Annotated in this window: 17 protein-coding genes; 7 read left to right on the forward strand and 10 right to left on the reverse strand. The window is 63.6% G+C overall.

What is annotated here, in order from left to right; translation table 11 throughout:
- Positions 1–13: 13 nt before the first annotated feature.
- The 3 genes from ROH8110_RS09075 to gmd form a co-directional block, all read right to left on the reverse strand.
- Entirely contained in the window at positions 14–1,507 is a 1,494-nt protein-coding gene (locus ROH8110_RS09075) for an FMN-binding glutamate synthase family protein (protein ID WP_085817431.1), read from the reverse strand.
- 108 nt (positions 1,508–1,615) lie between these two features.
- The gene (fcl, locus tag ROH8110_RS09080; protein ID WP_085817432.1) at positions 1,616–2,590 is read right to left on the reverse strand and encodes a GDP-L-fucose synthase; all 975 of its coding nucleotides are present in this window, start codon (positions 2,588–2,590) and stop codon (positions 1,616–1,618) included.
- An 18-nt stretch (positions 2,591–2,608) separates the two neighbouring features.
- Positions 2,609–3,730 carry a GDP-mannose 4,6-dehydratase gene (gene gmd / locus ROH8110_RS09085; RefSeq protein WP_085817433.1) on the reverse strand — a complete coding sequence of 374 codons (1,122 nt, stop codon included), beginning with the start codon at positions 3,728–3,730 and terminating at the stop codon, positions 2,609–2,611.
- Positions 3,731–4,043: 313 nt separating this feature from the next.
- Between gmd and ROH8110_RS09090 the strand changes: the two genes are divergently transcribed.
- Positions 4,044–4,487, forward strand: coding sequence for a DUF302 domain-containing protein (locus ROH8110_RS09090; protein WP_085817434.1), 444 nt, complete (start codon positions 4,044–4,046; stop codon positions 4,485–4,487).
- 192 nt (positions 4,488–4,679) lie between these two features.
- Positions 4,680–5,162 (forward strand): fasciclin domain-containing protein, encoded by a 483-nt coding sequence (locus tag ROH8110_RS09095; protein WP_085817435.1) that lies wholly within the window; start codon positions 4,680–4,682, stop codon positions 5,160–5,162.
- A gap of 54 nt (positions 5,163–5,216) precedes the next feature.
- Here the strand turns inward: ROH8110_RS09095 and ROH8110_RS09100 are convergent, their stop codons facing one another.
- Positions 5,217–7,181, reverse strand: coding sequence for a tetratricopeptide repeat protein (locus ROH8110_RS09100; protein ID WP_170156487.1), 1,965 nt, complete (start codon positions 7,179–7,181; stop codon positions 5,217–5,219).
- A 139-nt stretch (positions 7,182–7,320) separates the two neighbouring features.
- Between ROH8110_RS09100 and ROH8110_RS09105 the strand changes: the two genes are divergently transcribed.
- The 4 genes from ROH8110_RS09105 (at position 7,321) to ROH8110_RS09120 (ending at position 12,675) form a co-directional block, all read left to right on the forward strand.
- On the forward strand, positions 7,321–9,243 hold the full coding sequence (locus ROH8110_RS09105) for a glycosyltransferase family 92 protein (RefSeq protein WP_085817437.1): 1,923 nt from the start codon (positions 7,321–7,323) through the stop codon (positions 9,241–9,243).
- Positions 9,240–10,280 (forward strand): glycosyltransferase family 2 protein, encoded by a 1,041-nt coding sequence (locus tag ROH8110_RS09110; protein ID WP_085817438.1) that lies wholly within the window; start codon positions 9,240–9,242, stop codon positions 10,278–10,280. Before ROH8110_RS09105 ends, ROH8110_RS09110 begins: the two co-directional genes overlap by 4 nt.
- 186 nt (positions 10,281–10,466) lie before the next feature.
- The gene (locus tag ROH8110_RS09115; RefSeq protein ID WP_121143676.1) at positions 10,467–11,207 is read left to right on the forward strand and encodes a class I SAM-dependent methyltransferase; all 741 of its coding nucleotides are present in this window, start codon (positions 10,467–10,469) and stop codon (positions 11,205–11,207) included.
- Between the two features lie 61 nt (positions 11,208–11,268).
- Positions 11,269–12,675, forward strand: a complete 1,407-nt coding sequence (locus ROH8110_RS09120; protein WP_085817440.1) for a GSCFA domain-containing protein — start codon at positions 11,269–11,271, stop codon at positions 12,673–12,675.
- Here the strand turns inward: ROH8110_RS09120 and ROH8110_RS09125 are convergent.
- From ROH8110_RS09125 to clpB, 6 genes are all read right to left on the reverse strand, one after another.
- On the reverse strand, positions 12,666–13,367 hold the full coding sequence (locus ROH8110_RS09125) for an FkbM family methyltransferase (protein WP_085817441.1): 702 nt from the start codon (positions 13,365–13,367) through the stop codon (positions 12,666–12,668). The genes ROH8110_RS09120 and ROH8110_RS09125 overlap by 10 nt on opposite strands.
- A gap of 126 nt (positions 13,368–13,493) precedes the next feature.
- Positions 13,494–14,369 carry a Rossmann-fold NAD(P)-binding domain-containing protein gene (locus ROH8110_RS09130; protein ID WP_139837397.1) on the reverse strand — a complete coding sequence of 292 codons (876 nt, stop codon included), beginning with the start codon at positions 14,367–14,369 and terminating at the stop codon, positions 13,494–13,496.
- 32 nt (positions 14,370–14,401) lie between these two features.
- A complete protein-coding gene (locus tag ROH8110_RS09135) occupies positions 14,402–15,088 on the reverse strand; it encodes a class I SAM-dependent methyltransferase (protein WP_085817443.1) in 687 nt (228 codons plus the stop codon).
- Between the two features lie 228 nt (positions 15,089–15,316).
- Positions 15,317–16,003 (reverse strand): sulfotransferase family 2 domain-containing protein, encoded by a 687-nt coding sequence (locus tag ROH8110_RS09140; protein WP_121143675.1) that lies wholly within the window; start codon positions 16,001–16,003, stop codon positions 15,317–15,319.
- Positions 16,004–16,090: 87 nt separating this feature from the next.
- On the reverse strand, positions 16,091–16,687 hold the full coding sequence (locus ROH8110_RS09145; protein ID WP_085817445.1) for a hypothetical protein: 597 nt from the start codon (positions 16,685–16,687) through the stop codon (positions 16,091–16,093).
- Between the two features lie 139 nt (positions 16,688–16,826).
- Positions 16,827–19,448 (reverse strand): ATP-dependent chaperone ClpB, encoded by a 2,622-nt coding sequence (gene clpB, locus ROH8110_RS09150; protein WP_085817446.1) that lies wholly within the window; start codon positions 19,446–19,448, stop codon positions 16,827–16,829.
- A 183-nt stretch (positions 19,449–19,631) separates the two neighbouring features.
- Here clpB and pyrF point away from each other — a divergent pair, with 183 nt between their 5' ends.
- Positions 19,632–20,351, forward strand: coding sequence for an orotidine-5'-phosphate decarboxylase (pyrF, locus tag ROH8110_RS09155; protein WP_170156486.1), 720 nt, complete (start codon positions 19,632–19,634; stop codon positions 20,349–20,351).
- The last annotated feature ends 123 nt before the right edge of the window (positions 20,352–20,474 follow it).

The raw sequence follows: 20,474 nt of genomic DNA on the forward strand, positions 1-20,474 counted from the left end.
CCCACACGCCCCGTCACATTGGCGTGGCCGCGTTGTAACTTGGCCGGATCTTGTTGAACGGAACCGAGGTGCCATCCGCCTGCACGATCCGCACATGGCGCCGCCGCATCAGGCGCGGTTCAGCCACGCCAACGGAATGGGCGATGGTCTCGACCTCGCTGATCACCGAGCGGGCGTAATTGGCGACCTTCTGGAACTTGTCCTCGACCACCAGACCGGCCTGAAGGCGCGGATCGTGGGTGGTGATCCCGGTGGGGCAGGTATTGCGATTGCACTTGAGCGCCTGGATACAGCCCAGCGCGAACATGAAGCCGCGCGCCGATGTCACGAAATCGGCGCCCGCGCAAAGCGCCCAGGCCACGTCTGACGGATTGACCAGCTTGCCGCTGGCGACGATCGGGATGCGCTCTTTGAGGCCGTGCCGGTCGCGCAGGTCCACCATGCGCGGCAGCGCCTCGCGGATCGGCATGCCCACCAGGTCGATCAGCGGCATCGGCGCCGCACCGGTGCCGCCCTCGCCACCATCCACGGCGATGAAATCGGGCGCGCAGTCGGTGCCGCGCGCGTTGATCAGTTCAAACAGTTCGGTCCAGGCATCCGACGAGCCGATCACCGTCTTGAACCCGCAAGGCTTGCCCGTCACCATGCGGATATGTTCGACCGTATCCAGCAGCTCGGCGAAATCGTTGATCTCGCGGTGGCGGTTGGGCGAGATGCTGTCCTTGCCCTCGGGGATACCGCGGATCATGGCGATCTCGGCATTCACCTTTTCACCCGGCAGGATGCCGCCCTTGCCGGGCTTTGCGCCCTGCGCCAGCTTCAGCTCGAACATCTTTACATAGGGGTTCGCACCCATCGCGCGCAGCTTCTCGTCATCCAGGTTGCCCTCGCTGTCGCAGACGCCGTATTTCGCCGTGCCGATCTGGTAGACCAGGTCGCACCCCCCCTTGAGGTGAAACGGCGACAGCCCGCCTTCGCCGGTGTTCAGCCAGATACCCGCCCGTGCCGCACCCCGGCTCAGCGCCTCGACCGCAGGGCGCGAAATCGCGCCATAGCTCATGCCGGAAATGTTGAAGATCGACCGTGCGCGATAGGGAACAGCCGCCGTCGGCCCGATCTCCATCGGGGCGGTCGTGGCGAACTGGTCATCGAGCGGAGGGAAACAGGCGTTGACGAAGATCGGCGTGCCGGGAATCGACAGGTTGCGGGTCGAACCGAAGGCCACCGTGTTCCCCTTGCCCTTGCCGGCGTGATAAACCCAGTCGCGTTGCGCACGGTTGAACGGCATCTCCTCGCGGTCCATCGCAAAGAAATACTGCCGGAAGAATTCGCCCAGCTTGCTGAACAGCCCCCTGAACCGCCCGATCACCGGATAGTTCCGCCGGATCGCGTCGCCGGTCTGCGTCTTGTCGAGGATATAGAAGGCCAGCGCCAACGCCATCGCAAGGCCCAGGACAAGAACGAACAGCAACGCGAGGATCTGCAAGGCGTTCATCGCGTAAGTCATTTGGTCGGATCTCCATTGAATGGGCGCGGGCGCGCTTGGTCTGGCGCGAAAATAGCCCTTCCACGCAAGGCTACAACCGGAATCCGGGCATACATACGTATGCAGGGGTCAGCCCCGCACATCACCCCTGGCGCGGGCATCGAGGAACCATGCGTAGGTCTCGCGCAGACCCTCTTCCAGACCGATACGCGCACGCCAGCCCATCGCGGAAAGACGTGTGATATCCATCAGCTTGCGCGGCGTGCCGTCGGGTTTTGTGGGATCGCAGGTAATACGCCCGTCAAAGCCGGTGACGCGGGCGACCATCCGCGCCAGATCGAGGATGCTGATATCCTCACCGCAGCCGACATTGATATGGCTCAGCATCGGGCTCGTATTGGCCCTGTAGGCAGCCTCGTCGAGATCGAGCACGAAAAGCGATGCCTCGGCCATGTCATCCACATGCAGGAATTCGCGCCGCGGCGTGCCGCTGCCCCAGATCACCACCTCATCGCGCCCGTCTTCGCGCGCCTCGTGAAAACGGCGCATCAGCGCGGGCAGGACATGGCTGTTCTCGGGGTGGAAATTGTCGCCGGGGCCGTAAAGATTGGTGGGCATCACGCTGCGGTAATCGACGCCATGCTGACGGTTGTAACTTTCGCAGAGCTTGATCCCGGCGATCTTGGCGATGGCGTAAGGCTCGTTGGTGGATTCCAGAGGCCCGGTCAGCAGCGCGTCTTCCGCCATCGGCTGCGCCGCGTCGCGCGGATAGATGCAGGACGATCCAAGCTGCAACAGGCGGCGCACGCCCGCGCCAAAGGCCTCGTGGATGACATTGCACTCGATCATCAGGTTGTCGCGGATGAAATCGGCGGGGTAGGTATCATTCGCATGGATACCGCCCACCCTGGCGGCAGCCAGGATCACCACATCCGGGCGCGCGTCCTGCATGAAGGCGCGCACCGCGCGCTGATCGGTCAGGTCCAGCTCGCCATGGGTCCGGGTCAGCAGCTCGATCGCCTCGCCCTTCGCCGCGCGCGCCTCGAGGTGACGCAGGATCGCGCCCCCAACCATGCCGCGATGCCCGGCGATATAGTATTTCATACCCGCCTCCCCGCGCGCTCAGTTTTCCAGAGACACCGGCAGATCATACCCATTCGCCTTGAGGAAGGCGTGACGCCGCGCCGTTGCCAGATCGTCGGCCACCATCTCGGCGCACATCTCGCGCGCGCTGATCTCGGGCACCCAGCCCAGCTTGTCCTTGGCCATGCTCGCATCGCCCAACAGTGTCTCGACCTCGGCGGGGCGGAAATATTTCGGGTCGATCCGCACAATCACGTCGCCCTCGCTGACGGCCGGGGCCATGTCGCCCTGGATCGCCGCAACCGTGCCCACCTCGCCCACGCCCTCGCCCGAAAACTCCAGCGTGATCCCCAGGTCGGCCGCCGCCCAGGTGATGAAATCGCGCACCGAATGCTGCTGCCCGGTGGCGATCACGAAATCCTCGGCCGCCTCCTGTTGCAGCATCATCCACTGCATGCGCACGTAATCCTTGGCGTGACCCCAGTCGCGCAGCGCGTCGATATTGCCCATGTAAAGGCACTTCTCCAGCCCCTGCGCGATATTGGCCAGCCCGCGCGTCACCTTGCGCGTCACGAAGGTCTCGCCGCGCCGGGGGCTCTCGTGGTTGAACAGGATGCCGTTGCAGGCATAAAGCCCATAGGCCTCGCGGTAATTCACCGTGATCCAATACGCATAGAGCTTGGCGACGCCATAGGGGCTGCGCGGATGAAACGGCGTGGCCTCGGTCTGCGGGCTTTCGGCAACCTTGCCGAACAGCTCCGATGTCGAGGCCTGGTAGAACCGCGTCTTCTTTTCCAACCCCAGAAAGCGGATCGCCTCGAGCATCCGCAAGGTGCCAATGGCGTCCACGTCGGCGGTGTATTCGGGCGCCTCGAAACTGACCGCCACATGCGACTGCGCGCCAAGGTTATAGACCTCGTCGGGCTCGACCGCGCGCAGGATCCGCGTCAGGTTCGACGTATCGGTCAGATCGCCGTAATGCAGGAACATCTGCGGGTTGCTGTCATGCGGGTCCTGGTAAATCGCGTCGATCCGCTGCGTGTTGAAGGACGAGGCGCGGCGCTTGATGCCGTGCACCTCATAGCCCTTTTCAAGCAGGAATTCGGCCAGATAAGAGCCGTCCTGCCCCGTGATCCCGGTGATGAGCGCGCGCTTGGTCATGTCCCCGGTGTCTCCTTTCGCATGAATCGTTACCGCTTACAGATGCCCGTCCTTGCGCGGCCCGGCCCCGCCGGTGCCGGGTCGCCCCGCTTCACCCGGCCACCGGACGCGGCGAAAGGAAAATCCGCGATTTGTATGCAGTCTCCACCGCGCTTATGCAAGCTCCGCCTGCCGTGGCCTGTTGGCGCTTCTTCGCCCCGTGCCGGCGGTTGCGCTTGATTTGCGTCATGGGCGGCAGCACTGTGGCGTCATGGACCGTCCGGCATCCCGGCCGGTCACCACCTGACCGCACGACTTTGGAAGGACACCAATCATGAGACTCTGGACACTTGCAGCCACGCTGATCGTCGCCGCACAGGCCGCCGCCGCTCAGGAGGTGGTCAGCTATACCACCGACCAGTCATTCGATGACGTGGCCTTCGGCCTCGAGACCGCCATCGTCAACGAAGGGCTGGTGATCGACCATGTCAGCCATGTGGGCGAGATGCTGGAACGCACCCGCGCCGACGTGGGCTCGGATGTGGTGCTGTTCACCAATGCCGACGCCTACAGCTTCTGCTCGGCCAAGGTGTCGCGCGAGGTGATGGAGGCCGACCCGATGAACATCGCCCATTGCCCCTATTCGATCTTCATCGCCGAACGCGCCGATACGCCGGGCGAGGTGACGATCGGTTTCAGCGCCTTCCCCGAAGGCGAAATGCAGAAGGTGCAGGCGCTGCTCGACGGGATCGTTCGCGCCGCCATCGGCATGGAATAGATCACGCCGCCCTCGCGCGCGATCACAAGAGTTTGACTGGAAACAAGGAAGGCGCGTGGCTTAGGCCGCGCGCCTTTCACGTCAAGCGGGGTCGGCGGAAACCCCCGCTGAACCGGCCGCCCGTATTCCCCGTAGCAGTTGCGTGATGTCGATGACGGCATTGCCACGACGACATGCAAAGGAGGAACAATCATGTTTCGCAGAACTTACCTCGCACTGACCGCCGCCGCCCTGATGGCAGGCCCTGCCCTAGCCGACAACCACGGCAAGATGGACATCGTCGATACCGCCGTGAAGGCGGATGGGTTCGAGACGCTTGTCGCCGCCGTTCAGGCCGCCGGCCTTGCCGAAACGCTGAAGGGCGAAGGCCCCTTCACCGTGTTCGCCCCGACCGACGAAGCCTTTGCCGCGCTGCCCGAAGGCACCGTCGAAGAGCTGCTCAAGCCCGAGAACAAGGATCAGCTGACCGCGATCCTCACCTACCATGTGGTGCCGGGCAAGGTGATGTCGGGCGATCTGACCAACAACATGATGGCCGCGACCGTGGAAGGCAGCGAAGTCACCATCATGACCGAAGGCGGCGTCACCGTAGACGGCGCCAATGTGGTGCAGGCCGATATCGAGGCATCGAACGGCGTGATCCATGTGATCGACGGCGTGATCATGCCCGAATAAGGCCCGACGCCTTGCCACTCATCGGGCGGGCGGCTTCGGCCGCCCGTTCTCGTTTCAGGCCTGTTTCTTCAACAACCGGTCGCGCCGGTTGCGATAGCGCTGCTGGTTCGGTGCGATCTCGGCGGCGCGCTCCAGCGCGGCGATCGCGCCTGCATCGTCGCCCGCACCGCGGCAGAAATCGGCCAGATACGCGTGCAGTTCGGCGGTGCTGTCATCCATTGCCGACGCGGTTTCAAAACAGGCTCGCGCCTGCGCAGCGTCCCCCGCCGCTTGCAGGATCAGCCCCTTGAGGAAATGCCAAAAGGCATGGTCCGGCGCCAGTTCCATGCAGCGCGCGACCTCGGTCAGGGCAGCCTCATGCGCGCCCTGCATCATCAGGATCTCGGCCTGCCGCTTGTGCAGCAGCGCCACGTCGGGCGCATGTGCCAGCGCCTCGCTGTTGCGCGCCAGCGCAGCATCCAGCTTGCCCATCCGCGCATCCAGCAGCGCGCAGAAACTGAACGGCAGGCTGCCGGGAACGCAGCTTTCATGCGCCTCGAGGCGCATGCGCATCTGTTCCAGTTCCTCGGGCGCATTCAGCAACCGGCTGGTCTTGCCGTCCATCGCGAACCAGGGCCATTCGATCGCGATCACCGACAGGTCGGCGGCGCGGCGGCGCAGGATCTTGTTCTGTTGCAGCGCGATATTGGTCTGCTGATAGCGCATCGGCAGCAACAGCAACGTGTCGCGGTCAAACGGCAGCACCCGCCCCGGACGCAGCCGCTGGCGCTTGATCATGAACGAGCCGATCACCAGAACGTCGGGCAGCGTGGGCTTCTGCCAGAAGGCGCGCAGGAACGAGCGGCGCGCGCCCGTGCGCTTGCCCAGCGCGCCCAGAACATGCGCACGCACCACCAGCCCGGTGATATAATTCTCCTGCCACTGCTTGGGATCGGCCAGCGCCTGCTCCACATGCCTGAGCGCCTCGTCCCATTTGCTGAGGTAAAGCCCGTTGATCGCATGCATCAGCGGCATGAAGGCATTATCGGCACCCGCGTCCAGGATCGCCTGGCCGATATCCCATGCCTCCTGATCGCGGTTCTGCTCTTGCAGCCGGCGCACCAGCTTCACATAGACATGCGCCGCCTCGCTCGGGGTGATGAAGGCGCCCGGCCCTTCCTGAAACCGCTCGAACACCTTTTCATAGGCGTTTTCGCGTTCCTCCAGCGTCATCACCTCGTGAAAACACTTGCGCTCCTGCCCGCTCAGACGCGCGGCGGCGCGGCTGAAGGCGCTGATCGGCGGCGCCACGATCTCGGAAGCGCGCGACATGGCGAACAGCTCAAGGAAGTCGCGCTGCACCGGCTTGCATTGCGACAGGTCCGCCAGGTTGTCGATACTGCCCACCTTGGGATGCGCCTTGGTGAACCGCTCGATGCTTTCGGCCTGATCCGAGAACACCAGCGCCCCGGCATCCGGGTTCTTTTCGAGATACGCCGAGTAAAGTTCATCCGGCTCGATCTTGGCGGGCCATTCCTTGTGCTTCCAGGGGTCCTCGTTGAGAATGTCGCCGCGCCGGATGTGATATGCGATGGTGCGCCCGCCATCCCGGTTCATCGCCGCCTCGATCGTGGCGATATGGTCGCGCACCACCGGGTTGAACCCGATCTTGGTGATGAACCCCCGGAACCGCCCGCGCAGGTCGCCCGCATCCTCCCAGGGGAATTCGACAATCTCGAACCCCTCGTCCAGCAGGACATGACCGCCCCCCGCCAGATGCGCCTCCAGCTTCTCGGGGCCGGGGTCGTTGAGAAAGCTCCAGATCGGACGCGTTACATCGTCCAGCGCCTCGAAGGCGTCGTTCTCGATGAAATGCCGCGCGATGAACGCCTCGTCGAACAGGTCCGAAGGCGTGTCGAGCTTGGGCGCCATCGCGCCGCGCGGGAACCAGTTGATGCGGAAATCGGTGCCGTAATCCTCGGCCAGCCGGATACTGTTGAGCATCATCAACAGCCGCGCCCCCAGCTGGTCCTTCCTCATCCCGATGAAGAGCCCCCGCTGCGGGCATTCGCATTCCGACATAAATCAACCTTTCCCGACTGAATGAAAATTTATACACTGGATGGAAACAGTGACAAGCGGTCCCCATCCGGGCAGACGCGAAGAGGTAAGCGAGCAAATGACATCCGGCCCAAAACTGCTCATCGGGTGTTTTCTGCGCGATGAGCGCTCGGAGTTTCTTGAATGGCTCGCCTATCACCGCGCAATCGGTGCCAGCCATTTCCACATCTTCATCGACGAGAAATCCGCGGGCAACACCCCTCTGCTGGATGTTCTGGCGGCGTCCGGCGCGATCATCCTCCATTCGGTCCCGGCGGACCCCGAAATCCTCGAGGAACCCCGCAACACGGCCCTGCGCTTTGCCGCGATCGAGGCCGGGGAAAGCGGCGGCTACGGGCTGTTTCTTTCGCAGGACGAGTATTTCCGCATCAACAGCCGCGCGCAGACCGTGCAATCGCTGATGCGTGCCTGCGGCGGCGCCGATGTGCTGAGCGTGCCGGTGCATCTCTTTGGCCCCGGTGACCGGATCGCACACGCGCCCGGCGGGGTGCTCGACAGCGCGACGCAACGCGCCCCCCTGCCCTCCGGCACCGCAGCGGGCTTTACGCTGCGCAGCGTGGCGCGGCTGGGTCTGTTTGGCGCGCGCAGCCCTCAGATACCCACCGGCCCGGTGCAGGGCGGCGGCGCGCCCAAATGGGTCAATGGCGACGGCGCGACGATGCCCGCACCCTTCAGCCGCCTGACATGGAACGAGACCTCGGGCGCGATCGGAACGACCAGGGCCGCGATCCTGAAGCTCCCCGCGCCGTCCGTGGAAACCTGCATCCTGCGTATCGCCTCCCTGCCCGAGCGCAAACACCCCGACCCCGAGTCGCTTGCCGCCGAGCTCGACAGCCTCGCCGCAATGCATGAACCCGACCCCGGCCTCTTGGCCTGGGGCGACGCCATCGCGCGGGAAACCAGCACCCTGCTGGACCTGCCCGGCGTCGCAGAGGCACAGGCCGATCTCTGCGCCCGCGAAATCGCCCGGCTGGACGCGCTGCGCGCCGAATCCACCGGAATCGGTCGCCTGCTGGCAGCCGTCAGCGGCGAGGACACGGCGCAATCCCAGTCCGCGCCACAGGCGGAAACGCCGCCCGAGGCTGACGCCCCTACCCCCGATCCCAAGGCCGACAAGCCCGCCGGGGGCGCCTTGTCCCTGCCGCCCTGGTTCGCCGAGATCCACACCGGCGGCGACAGGGAAGGCTTCTATACGCGGCTCAAACACCACGCTGTCGCCTGCATCCGCCGCGACGACGCCCGCCTTGTCGTGACCTTCGATAACCTCTCGAACGTCAACGACCTGTCGCCCGAGCGCGAACCCTGGGCCTATCGGTTCCTGCGCGCAAACGACTGCTCGCACCTGTCGGTCATGGCCCGCCGCAAGGACTGGTATCGCGACCCGCAGCTGATCGCCTATCTCGAGAAACTGTCAGCCGACGGGTTCTTCCGCCAGTTCGGCAAGGTATTCCTGACAGGCACCTCGATGGGCGGTTTCGCGGCGCTGGCATTCGCCTCGCTCGCCCCCGGCGCGACCGTCATCAGCTTCAACCCCCAGACCACACTTGATGAGAATCTGGTGCCCTGGGAAGAACGCTTCCTGACAGGGCGGCGGCGTGACTGGTCGCTGCCCCATAGCGACTGCGCCTTCGAGATCGACGACATCGAAAAGGCCTACGTGTTCTACGATCCGTTCTTCGCACCCGACCGCCGCCATGTAGAGCGGCTCGAGGGCGATAACGTGATCCTCCTCAAGACCTGGTTTGCCGGGCATTTCTCGCCGGTCTTCCTGCGCCGCTCCAACCTGCTCAAGCCGGTGATGCAACACGCGATCGACGGCACGCTGACACCCGCTGTCTTCTATAGCATGTTTCGTGACCGCCGGCTCCTGCCCTGGTATCGCAAATCGCTGGAAACAAGCCTGATCGAACGCGGGCATGAGGCGCTCGCGCGCCGTGTCGCCCCGGCCTTCCGCAAACTCAAACGAGAGGCCGCCGAATGAGCACCGCGCCGTCGCCCTTTCCCATCGCCCCCGCCTGTGGCGGGCCGCATGTCATAATGACCACGATGAAGAACGAGGGGCCGTTCCTGCTGGAATGGATCGCCCACAACCTGACCATCGGCTTTACGGGGGCGGTGATCTTCACCAATGACTGCGACGACGGCACAGACCTCATGGCGGACCGGCTGGATGAGCTGGGCTACTGCAGCCACCGGCCCAACCCGGTCTCGGATGGCTCGCCCCCCCAGCACAAGGCGCTGCGCCGCTCGGTCTTTCACCCTTGGGTGCGCCAGGCCGATTGGCTGATATGCATGGACGTTGATGAATTCATCAACCTGCGCGGCGGGCTTGAAACGCTTGATGACCTGTTCGCGCGGATCGGCGATTGCGATGCGATTTCCCTGACCTGGAAGCTGTTCGGCTGCGGCGGCGTCGAGGCCTATAGCGACACGCCGGTGACGCGCCAGTTCCTCCTGGCTGACGCCGAGGACGACCCCGCCAATGGCCGCGCCATCGGCTTCAAGACCCTGTTTCGCAACAACGGCACCTTCAACCGCTTCAACCCCCACCGCCCCAAGGTCATTCCCGAGGATGCGGCCCGGAATGTCCGCTGGTCCGATTGCGGCGGCAACCTGCGGCCGATGGAGCAGGTGGGATGGCGCGCCTGGGACGGATTCAGCCATGAATACGCGCGGCTGCACCACTATTCCGTCCGCTCGCTGGAAAGCTTCCTCGTGAAACGCGATCGCGGCCGCACCAATCATATCGCGCTCGAACAGGCCGAGCATTACTGGTCGGACATGAACGTCAATCGCGACCGCGACGAGACCATCCTGCCCCATACCGAGCGTGCGCGCCCGATGCTCGAGGCGCTGTTGGCCGATCCGGTGCTGTCGATGCTTCATGCCCGCGCCTGCGACTGGCACCGCGCCAAGATCGAAGACCTGAAGGCCCGCCCCGACTGGACCGGCTTTCGCGCCTGGCTGCACGAGAACAGGTTCAAAACCCTCGAACGGGTCGCCCAGACAGACCACTGACGCGGTCGCGCCACCGCCGCGCCCTGCACGGATGTGGCAGGCTTTCACCACTCGGGCGCAACCACGGGCGCAAGGCGGCCCGGATCGTTGACGGGATCGAGGGCGGGGCATACTGTTTTCCCAGAAAGTACCGGGCGTGCATCGATCGGCACGAGAACAGGTGCTGTGTTTGGAGTTTGTGGGCGCGTGGCAGTTAGAAAAGCGAAGGCGAAAGCGGACAGCAACGAGACGCTGGATTTCTCGATGTTCTCCCGGGGCGATTTACTCAATCTCATCCTGCAACGATCCGAGGTGCTTTACGACATCCCGCGTCCGGGGCGTCTCATTCAGGCCTGGATGCGCGGCAACAGCGCCCCTCTCGAAGCGCAGGTGGACCGGCTTGGCCCCGAAATCGCCCAACGTGCATTCTCCGTCATCGAAACCGAATTCGAGGCGATGCGCCCGGTTCTGGATCGTCTCGCGCCCAAGCGTATCGCGGATATCGGCTGCGGCTACGGGCTCGTCGACCTGTTGTTCCACCGGGCCACCGGCGCCGACATGGTGCTGATCGACACCGAAGAGAACGATCACCGGCATTTCGGATTTCAGCCCGAAGGCGCAGCATATGCCGACCTCGCCAAGGCACGCGCCTTTCTCGAGGCAAACGGCGTGGGCAGCGCGGCGATCACCACGCTCAACCCGCACAAGGATTCGCTCTCGGACCTGCGCAAGGTCAATCTCGCGGTCAGCCTGCTGTCCTGCGGCTTCCATTTTCCCGTGGCGACCTACAGCGCATTCTTTGAAGAGCAGGTAACGAAGACCGGCGCTGTCATCCTCACCCTGCGCGAGCGGTTCGACGAACTTGCCGAACTGGCTCGCCTGGGCCGGATCACCATTCTCGACAACAGCCGCCCCAAATCGTCCCTCGTCCTGATGGACAAACGGTAGGGCCGCGCCCCGGCTCTACCGACAAGACGGCGCGCATGGCAGAAAGGCTCAGGGGCTACCAATGGCGAAAAGGAAATCGTCCCGTCCGGCCCGAAGCAGCGCGATCCACAGCGCCACCTCCGACGATGCCTTCGCGACCGCGCGCAAAAACGACCTGCGCCGCTACCCCTCGCCCGAAATCGACGGCACACGGCTCTACCCGCTGGCCGATCCCGCCGTCTCTCCCGGCTTCTCCATCGGCCGGCAGGACAGCGTGTTCGCCATCGGCTCCTGTTTTGCGCGCAATATCGAAGGGGCGCTGCACCGCGCCGGCATGACCGTGCTCAGCCGCGAGCCCGACCTCGGACCGATCGGCGAGTCGGTCGGCAAGGCATCCACCTTTCTCAACAAATACACCGCCCACTCGATCCTGAACGAGCTGAAATGGGCGCTCGAGCGCGACAGCTTCCCCGGCGACAAGATCATCTACCCGGTCGGCGACGGCCTCTATTGCGACCCGCAGCTGGGGCTTGTCCGCCTGCCCTTCCCGCTGGCCGACATCATGGACATGCGCGCGCGCTACCTCGATGCGATTGCCGAGGTGGCACTGGCGGATGTGGTCATCGTCACCCTGGGCTATGTCGAGGCCTGGTATGACCGGGAACTGGATCTCTACCTCAACATCGCGCCCCCGCCCCGGATCTGCAAAGCCGAGCCCGAACGCTTTGAATTCCGCGTGCTCGGCTATGACGATATCCTGGACGCGCTCGAAGGAATCTACGCACTTCTCAAGGCGCATCGCGAAAAGCCGCTCAAGATGCTGCTGACCGTCTCGCCCGTGCCTCTGGCCTCCACCTTCCGGGACATGGATGTGATGCTCGCCAACACCTATTCCAAATCCGTCCAGCGCGCCGCCGCCGAAGCCTTTGTCGCCGGCAAGCCCGACGTGGATTATTTCCCGTCCTACGAGACCGTGACCCTGACCAACCCGGATGTCTGCTGGGCCCGCAATGATTACCGCCACATCTCGCCCGACATCGTGACCCGGATCATGTCCAACGTGCTGGTCAGCTACATCCCCGATTTCGAGGCCACTGGCACATATCACGGCAGACCGATGACCGAGGATGCCGTCTTCGCCACCGCCCGGATGCTGGCCAAGCTGAACGAGGGGCCGGAACTGGCCGCGCTGTTCGCGCAGAACCGCAACATCCTTCGGTCTGACGAGAAGCTGCTCGCCCGCATCGCCGATGTGCTTCAACATGCCGACCTGCCCGAAGGCGAGGCCGATGTGCTGGGCGAAATGGTCTCGCTCGCCCCCCTGCGCCCGCGGCTGTTGCAACGCCTGATTTCCGCCGTCGTCAGGATCCCGGACAGCGCCGACAAGGCCCGCGCCCTCCTGGCGCTTCACGCCGAACGTTTCCCGACCCGCACCGATTTTCGCGCCCGCGTCGAGAGATCCCTCGACAGCCTCGAAAATCAGCCCTGAGAGCTGTCGTCATCCTGATTGATGAAGACCGACCGGCGCACGAAAAGCGCATCGCCCCAGCCGAAACGCTTCAATTCGCAAAAGCCCAGCTCGAACCCCAGCGCCTCGAGGAAGACCACGAAGCGCGACAGCGGCATATCACCATCATATATTCCGCCGATGCTGACCTCGACCCAGATGAAATCAATTGACTTCAAGCTGTTCAGCGCTCCGGCAATGACATGTTTTTCCGCGCCCTGCGTGTCGATAAACATCATGTCATAGCCATCGGACTCGATCTCGTGCTCCGGCAGCAGACTGTCCAGAGAGCGCAATGTCATCTCGCGCTTTTCCTCGAAATGAATATCGGGCTTGATCTCGGTATGGCCGCTGGGTTCCAGGAAACTCGAGGATTCCCCGGTATTGCTGGACACGTTGAACGTGACCTGCTTGCCGTCCTCGTCGCCGATCAGCGCCTGGATCGCGACATAGCCGTCCACTTCCGCAACCCGATCGCTCAGCGTGCCGAACGTCTCGTCCAGCGGGTCGATCAACACCGCCTTCTCTACACCCGAACGTGCCATTCTGGGGACTTCGCGGCCGTTATGGGCCCCGACCTGGATGACTCCGCGCGGAAGCCTCTTGAACCGCGACTTCACGATTTCCACTGCGCGCAGACCGTTCTTGACCTCGGCCAGACTGTTCTTGTTCATGGGTAATCGTACATCCGCTCCTGGCCGCCGTCGGGTCGATGGCAGCTTGATTTACCAAACGTCCCTGAAAGCCTACCCCATCCCCGCGGGCCTTCAAAGCCGTGATCGCGCGACGCGCTCAGTGGATCACCCGGCGTCCTGCTCCGCTCCGGGTTGTCCGGGCACCTTCAGCTTGAAAAGGTGCGCGGTTTGCGCCGGGTCCACCCCGTGGCGCTTGCAAAGATCGTCAGCATAGGATCCTTCGGGCGGCAGCCCGCCGCTCTGTGCGAATATGTTGCGAAAGCGCCGGCCATAGAAATGCACCGACAGCGTCTCGTCGGTGATCGAATTCAGCACGCTCTGCTTCAGGTGACGGCGGTGAAACGCGCGTGTACCTGCAAAAGGCACCGGATACAGCACCGGCCCGTCGAACGCATGTTTCACCTCGCCCGTTTCATGCGCGAAGAAATGCAGCGCCTCGGGTCCGCAAACGCCCCATTGCATGAGCGACATATGCACGCCTTTTCCGGCCGCTTTCAGCGCGCGCAGCTCTGCCTGCCGCGCCTCCGGTAGCCAGGGGGGAATGGGATATTCGTCCTTCGTCAGGTCCAGCATCGCCCGCAGGGTCTCGGACCCGTCGGGCAGGCCCAGAACCCCGGAACAGATAATGCGCCGCTTGTCGGTGCCCCATCCGTAAAAGAACCCGTGCGGCTGTTTCTCGAATGGCTTGAGGCAATAGGCATCGGTATCGATCCACAGGAAATCCGTCTGCGCCAGCATTCTGAGGCGAAACACGTCCGAATGAAACGCGGGGCTGCCGGTGTTGACGTGATAGATGATCTGATCGGTCGGCATGACTTCGCGCGCATCGCGGATTTCGACGCCTTCGGGCACGGATTTCACGTCGTCATAGACATAAAGCACAGTGCGATGCCCATGCTCCAGAAAGGACATCAGGCAGATCTGCTCCATCCAGCTCAGCTCGTCCCCGATCCAGAGGCTTGCGACATCGTAAAGCGCCATCGTGGTCTTCCTTTTTTCGGGTGCCGCGCCGTTCACAGCTTGCGGAACAGGACGACACCGCCATGCGACACGCGCTGGTCGTAATAGAACCCATGTTCGGACAGGGCGTCAAAGCAGGCCTTGATCCCCTTGGGCCGGATATAGCGGGTGTGCAGCTCGACATAGATCTTGCGCACGCTGCCCAGATCGCCGCCCTTGAAAAGATCGCGTTCGCCGCCTTCGATATCCACGATCAGCGCCGTGGCGCCGGCATCCTTGATCAGGTCCGAAAGGTATTCCTGCGCGATGTTTTCCACGGCAATGGCATCCCGGCCCGGATCCAGAGAGGAGGACCAGAACGGCTCGCGGATATAGAAGGGCATCGTTTTATCGGGGTTCAGTTTCGCACCCCCCGGAAGGGCGACGCAATTGCGCACCTCGGTATTCTCGAGCCCCTGCATTTCATGAACGCCGCGGATATAGTCCGCCAGTTTCGGATTCGCCTCGACGCAGGTCACATGCGACACGCCGATGACCTTGGCCGCATAGGACGAGATGTAACCAAGCCCCGCCCCAAGCTCCAGAACGCGATCCTCGGGTTCCAGGAATTTCGGCGTGGCCAGAACCTCGGCCCGCTCATAATTGCCGCGCTTCAGTGATGCCGCGACCTGCGGCGTGATGATCGCGTCGTCATGCGGCAGGCTCACGCCGTTCAATTCATAAATGACTGGCTTCGACACCGGTTGCCCCTGCCTTGAATGCTACATTTACCCACGCCGCGTTCCACCCGGCAAAGAGAGGGCCGTGGCGCTTCATACTGATCCCTTGCACCCTCTGGTTTCCGGCGGCCTGCGCAAGAGGACAGCGGCGCGCGGGGCATTTTGTTGCGTCGGTATAGCCGATAGGCCACTACATCTGTCAATCTGCCTGCAACCTTTTCGCCAGCGCGCGGCCCTTTCCCCGCGCGTTCAGGCCGGTTCGGGGGTGGTGTATCCGAAATACGCGATCTCGCGCGCAAAGACCGCCTCCACCCGCTTGGCGGCGCCATTGTCCAGATCGGCACCATAGAAGCGCTGCAGCTTGCGCGATTCCCTGGGCCGGATATCGCCTTTGGCGCGGACGCTGCCGATGGAAATCTCGGGCAGGCCCAGTTTGTCCGTGACCTGCGAAAACTCCTCTGCCAGGTTCTCATAGCGCAGAACGCGGTCGACCTGGGGCTTGTCCTTTTTCATGTAGAGATCGTAGTCCGAGAAGAAACCCAGCCTTTCGCTCTCGGCGAAGGCCAGGAAGTTCTCCTCCTCGGTCTTGCTCGTGTCGTGGCCATGCCGCGAAATCCAGAAGAAGAAGGCCGAAATCGCCTTGTCCCACGGGTTGCGCTCCACGCAGAAGCGGAAATATCCCTTGGTCTCCTTTGCGAAATGATCCGCCACGACACTGTAGGGCAGATGCGGATTTCGCGCCCTCAATGTGGCGTCCTTTTCGCGCAGGATACGGACGAATTCCTTTGAATATCTCCGTATGCCGGGCTCGTGTTCCACCAGCGGCGAGGTCAGGTCGCCCGGTTCGAGAAACGGCGCCAGCGCACATTCGATCGAGGTACCCGCGGTCTTCTTCGTCTTGACGAAAACAAACTTGCGGCTGTGCGAAATCATCATTCCGGGCCACCTCTCCTCGCTACCCTACCTTGCGGCGCCGTTGCCATTAGCACAGTTTGGCGCATCCTATCCAGCCGCCGCGCACCCTCAGAACGCATTCGAAAACGCCCCGACGATCTGCGTCAGCCCCTCGCGCGGCAACGCCTTCTTGCGCAGCTCGAACTTCGCCATGCGCCCGCGCGTCTCGACCGGCTCGATGAACGTCTCGACGCGGTGGTATTTCGGCCGGTTCACATAGTCGTCGAACAGCACGACCGTATTCTTGGTGCAGCGCAGCATGGCGGCATAGAAACACGCCTCGCGAAACCGCCCGTCGATGAGCACAAGGTCGGGATGGACGAAATCGGGATGATCCCAGATCTCGAGCGGATAGAGATGATAGCGCCGGAAACGCGAATTATCGACGGGATGACCCCATTTGCGGGTCTTGCCGACCCCCGCTAGGTGCAGATGCACCGGCGACTGCGTTCCCGCCTGATCAAGATAGGCCTGCATCGCGCGCAGCCAGCGCCGGTCGTTCTCGACCGAAAAGATCGTCTTGCCCGGCATTTCCGAGGCCAGCACCGTCGACCCGCCGCTGCCATATTCCAGAATGACCCGCGCCGCCGCGTAATGCTCGCGCACCCAGTCGGCCACCTCGGGCGAGAAGGTCAGCTCGGGACGCTCCAGGTTCTGTTCACTCATACCACCCTCTCGATCACTGCCCGACCATTGGACATTCTTGCGTCATTGGTCAAGAAAGCAACCAGATTGCCCGTCCTCAGGAAACAATACGGCCCCCGGATCGCTCCGGGGGCCGCTATGCCCGTGCAGGGCGTCGCGATCAGTGAACGACCGCATCCTCGGGCGGCTGGCGGTCGGAACTGCCAAGCCGCTGCCCGATGATCAGGCCATCGGCGCCGGCACTGACCGGCACCGTCTCGCCGTCCTTGATCTCGCCGGCCAAAAGCGCCTCGGCCAGCGGGTCCTGCAACGCCTTCTGGATCACCCGCTTGAGCGGGCGCGCGCCATAGACCGGGTCATAACCCTGATCGGCCAGCCATTTATGCGCCGCCTCGTCCAGCTCCAGCGAGATCTTGCGCCCGGCCAGCCGCTTGAGCAACCGGCGCATCTGGATATCCACGATGCCGTCCATCTGGTCGCGCGTCAGCCTGTCGAAGATCACGATCTCGTCGAGACGGTTCAGGAACTCGGGCCGGAAATGCGCACGCACCGCGTCCATCACGTCGCGCTTGGCATCGGCGGCATCCGCGCCCTCGGGCATCTGGCTCAATGCCTGGCTGCCGAGGTTCGACGTCAGGATGATCAGCGTCTGCTTGAAATCCACGGTGCGGCCCTGACCATCGGTCAGCACACCGTCGTCAAGCACCTGCAACAGCACGTTGAACACCTCGGGATGCGCCTTTTCGACCTCATCGAACAGCACCACCTGATACGGGCGCCGGCGCACAGCCTCGGTCAGCACGCCGCCTTCGTCATAGCCCACGTAACCCGGAGGCGCGCCGATCAGGCGGGCGACCGAATGCTTCTCCATGAACTCCGACATGTCGATGCGCACCATCGCGCTGTCATCGTCGAACAGGAACTCGGCAACAGCCTTGGTCAGCTCGGTCTTGCCGACGCCCGTCGGCCCGAGGAACAGGAACGACCCCAGCGGGCGGTTCTCGTCGTTCAGGCCGGCACGCGCGCGGCGCACGGCATTGGCCACGGCCTTGACGGCCTGATCCTGACCGATCACGCGGGCATGCAGGTTGTCTTCCATCGACAACAGCTTCTCGCGCTCGCCTTCCAGCATCTTGGCCGTGGGAATCCCGGTCCAGCGCTCGACCACCTGTGCGATCTGCTCGGGGCGCACCGCTTCTTCGACCATCACGCCGCTTTCGTCCTCGGCCTTCTCGGCCTCGGACAGCTGCTTTTCAAGCTGCGGAATGACACCGTAGGAAAGCTCGCCCGCGCGAGTCAGGTTGCCTTCGCGCTTGGCATGGTCCAGCTCGATGCGGGCGCGGTCCAGCTGCTCCTTGAGATCGCGCGCGCTGGCCAGCTTGTCACGCTCGGCCTGCCATTGCGCGGTCATCTCGGCGGATTTCTCCTGCAAATCGGCCAGCTCTTTTTCCAGCTTCTCCAGGCGATCCTTGCTGGCGCTGTCATCTTCCTTGCGCAGCGCCTCGGCCTCGATCTGCTTTTGCAGGATGTCACGATCCAGCGCGTCCAGCTCCTCGGGCTTGGAATCCACTTCCATGCGCAGGCGGCTCGCGGCCTCGTCCATCAGGTCGATCGCCTTGTCGGGCAGGAACCGGTCGGTGATATAGCGGTTGGACAGCGTCGCCGCCGCCACCAGCGCCGAGTCCGAGATCCGCACACCGTGGTGCAGCTCGTATTTTTCCTTGATGCCCCGCAGGATCGAGATCGTGTCGTCGACCGTGGGTTCGGAAATCACCAGCGGCTGGAAACGGCGCGCCAGCGCGGCGTCCTTTTCCACATGCTTGCGGTATTCATCCAGCGTGGTCGCCCCGATGCAGTGCAATTCACCGCGCGCCAGCGCGGGCTTGATCAGGTTCGCGGCATCCATCGCGCCATCGGCCTTGCCCGCGCCCACCAGCGTGTGCATCTCGTCGATGAACAGGATGATTTCACCGGCGGCCGATGTCACCTCGTTCAGAACCGCCTTCAGGCGTTCCTCGAACTCGCCCCGGTATTTCGCACCGGCAATCAGCGCGCCCATGTCCAGCGCCAGCAGGCGCTTGTTCTGAAGGCTCTCGGGTACGTCGCCATTGACGATACGCAGGGCCAGACCCTCGGCGATGGCGGTCTTGCCGACGCCGGGTTCGCCGATCAGCACCGGGTTGTTCTTGGTCCGGCGGCTCAACACCTGCATGGCGCGGCGGATTTCGTCGTCGCGCCCGATGATCGGGTCGATCTTGCCCTCTTCGGCGGCCTTGGTCAGGTCATGGGCGTATTTCTCCAGCGCCTCATAGGTGTCCTCGGCGCTGGCGCTGTCGGCGGTGCGACCCTTGCGCAGGTCGTTGATCGCCTCGTTCAGCTTCTGCGCGGTGATCTTGCCCTGCTCCAGCGCGTCCTTGGCGGGCGACTTGACGATCGCCAGCGCGGTCAGCATCCGCTCGACAGGCACGAAACTGTCACCCGCCTTCTGGGCCAGCTTCTCGGCCTCGGCCAGAACCTTGCCGGTCTGCTGGTCCATATAGGTCTGCCCGGCATCGCCGCTCACCTGCGGGATCTTTCCCAGCGCCAGGTCAAGCGCCTGCACGACACGCGCGGGTTCGCCCCCGGCGCGCTTGATGAGGTTGCTTGCCAGCCCCTCGCTGTCGTCCATCAATGCCTTGAGAATATGTTCGGGCGCCAGTTTCTGGTGGCTCTCCCGCATCGCGATCGTCTGCGCGGCCTGGATGAATCCGCGCGACCGCTCCGTGAACTTGTTCAAGTCCATGGTCTGTCTCCTTTTTTCACAAGCGTTACCCCGGTTGCGCACCCTCTTGCAGGCATACGGCTGTCGGGAACCTCGCTAATCGAAATGGGTAACGCGCGCGCGATCTTCAAGTGCTTTGCGCCAAAACCTCCGCCGGACTTGACGACAGCACAAAGCGCCGCGACAAGGGCGCTATCCACGCCCATGACCCAACAACCAGAGGCCCGCACCATGTCCGATGACCGCCTGATTGTCGCCCTCGATGTTCCCGACGCGCTTCAGGCGCTCAAGCTCAGCGAGATGCTGGGGCAGGACGTGTCCTTCTACAAGATCGGCCTCGGGATGCTGACCGGTGGCGGTCTGGGACTGGCCAATGAGCTCAAGCAGGAACATGGCAAGCGCATCTTTTTGGACATGAAGCTCTTTGATATCGGCGCGACAGTGGAAAAGGCGGTGCGCGGGCTGGCGCAGTTCGATCTCGATTTCCTGACCGTGCATGGCGACCCGCATGTCGTGCGCGCCGCGCGAGAGGGCGCGTCGGGCAGCAACATGAAGATTCTGGCAGTGACGATCCTCACATCGCTCGACCGCGACGATCTCGATGCCGGCCTGATGCGTCCGGGCCTCGTCCCCGACCTTGTCGCCGAACGCGCCGCGCGCGCTTTCGAGGCCGGGGCCGATGGTGTCATCGCCTCGCCGCAAGAGGCCGCCATGATCCGCGCCCTGCCCGAATCGGAGAGCCGCCTGATCGTGACGCCGGGCGTGCGCCCCGCCGGGTCCGACCTCGGCGACCAGAAACGCGTGGCGACCCCGGCGCAGGCAATCGCGGATGGCGCCGATCACATCGTCGTCGGACGTCCGATCTGGGCCGACCCCGACCCCGCCCGCGCCGCCCGCGCGATCCTTGACGAACTGCCCGGCTGAACCCGCTCGCATGAGTATTTGAGGCAAGATGAAGCGGGCAGGAAGGGTATCTGTACCAAACTCTTTCCGGCGCGCCCGAATTGCGTACAATAGCGGCGTACAAAACGTCCGTTTCGTACAGAT

The organism is Roseovarius halotolerans, from assembly GCF_900172255.1.
Classification (GTDB): Bacteria; Pseudomonadota; Alphaproteobacteria; order Rhodobacterales; family Rhodobacteraceae; genus Roseovarius; species Roseovarius halotolerans.

Coding starts and splice junctions, on each gene's coding strand:
- ROH8110_RS09075 (WP_085817431.1), bottom strand. CDS start 1,507: ATGACTTACGCGATGAACGCCTTGCAGATCCTCGCGTTGCTGTTCGTT.
- fcl (WP_085817432.1), bottom strand. CDS start 2,590: ATGAAATACTATATCGCCGGGCATCGCGGCATGGTTGGGGGCGCGATC.
- gmd (WP_085817433.1), bottom strand. CDS start 3,730: ATGACCAAGCGCGCGCTCATCACCGGGATCACGGGGCAGGACGGCTCT.
- ROH8110_RS09090 (WP_085817434.1), top strand. CDS start 4,044: ATGAGACTCTGGACACTTGCAGCCACGCTGATCGTCGCCGCACAGGCC.
- ROH8110_RS09095 (WP_085817435.1), top strand. CDS start 4,680: ATGTTTCGCAGAACTTACCTCGCACTGACCGCCGCCGCCCTGATGGCA.
- ROH8110_RS09100 (WP_170156487.1), bottom strand. CDS start 7,181: ATGAGGAAGGACCAGCTGGGGGCGCGGCTGTTGATGATGCTCAACAGT.
- ROH8110_RS09105 (WP_085817437.1), top strand. CDS start 7,321: ATGACATCCGGCCCAAAACTGCTCATCGGGTGTTTTCTGCGCGATGAG.
- ROH8110_RS09110 (WP_085817438.1), top strand. CDS start 9,240: ATGAGCACCGCGCCGTCGCCCTTTCCCATCGCCCCCGCCTGTGGCGGG.
- ROH8110_RS09120 (WP_085817440.1), top strand. CDS start 11,269: ATGGCGAAAAGGAAATCGTCCCGTCCGGCCCGAAGCAGCGCGATCCAC.
- ROH8110_RS09125 (WP_085817441.1), bottom strand. CDS start 13,367: ATGAACAAGAACAGTCTGGCCGAGGTCAAGAACGGTCTGCGCGCAGTG.
- ROH8110_RS09130 (WP_139837397.1), bottom strand. CDS start 14,369: ATGGCGCTTTACGATGTCGCAAGCCTCTGGATCGGGGACGAGCTGAGC.
- ROH8110_RS09140 (WP_121143675.1), bottom strand. CDS start 16,003: ATGATGATTTCGCACAGCCGCAAGTTTGTTTTCGTCAAGACGAAGAAG.
- ROH8110_RS09145 (WP_085817445.1), bottom strand. CDS start 16,687: ATGAGTGAACAGAACCTGGAGCGTCCCGAGCTGACCTTCTCGCCCGAG.
- clpB (WP_085817446.1), bottom strand. CDS start 19,448: ATGGACTTGAACAAGTTCACGGAGCGGTCGCGCGGATTCATCCAGGCC.
- pyrF (WP_170156486.1), top strand. CDS start 19,632: ATGACCCAACAACCAGAGGCCCGCACCATGTCCGATGACCGCCTGATT.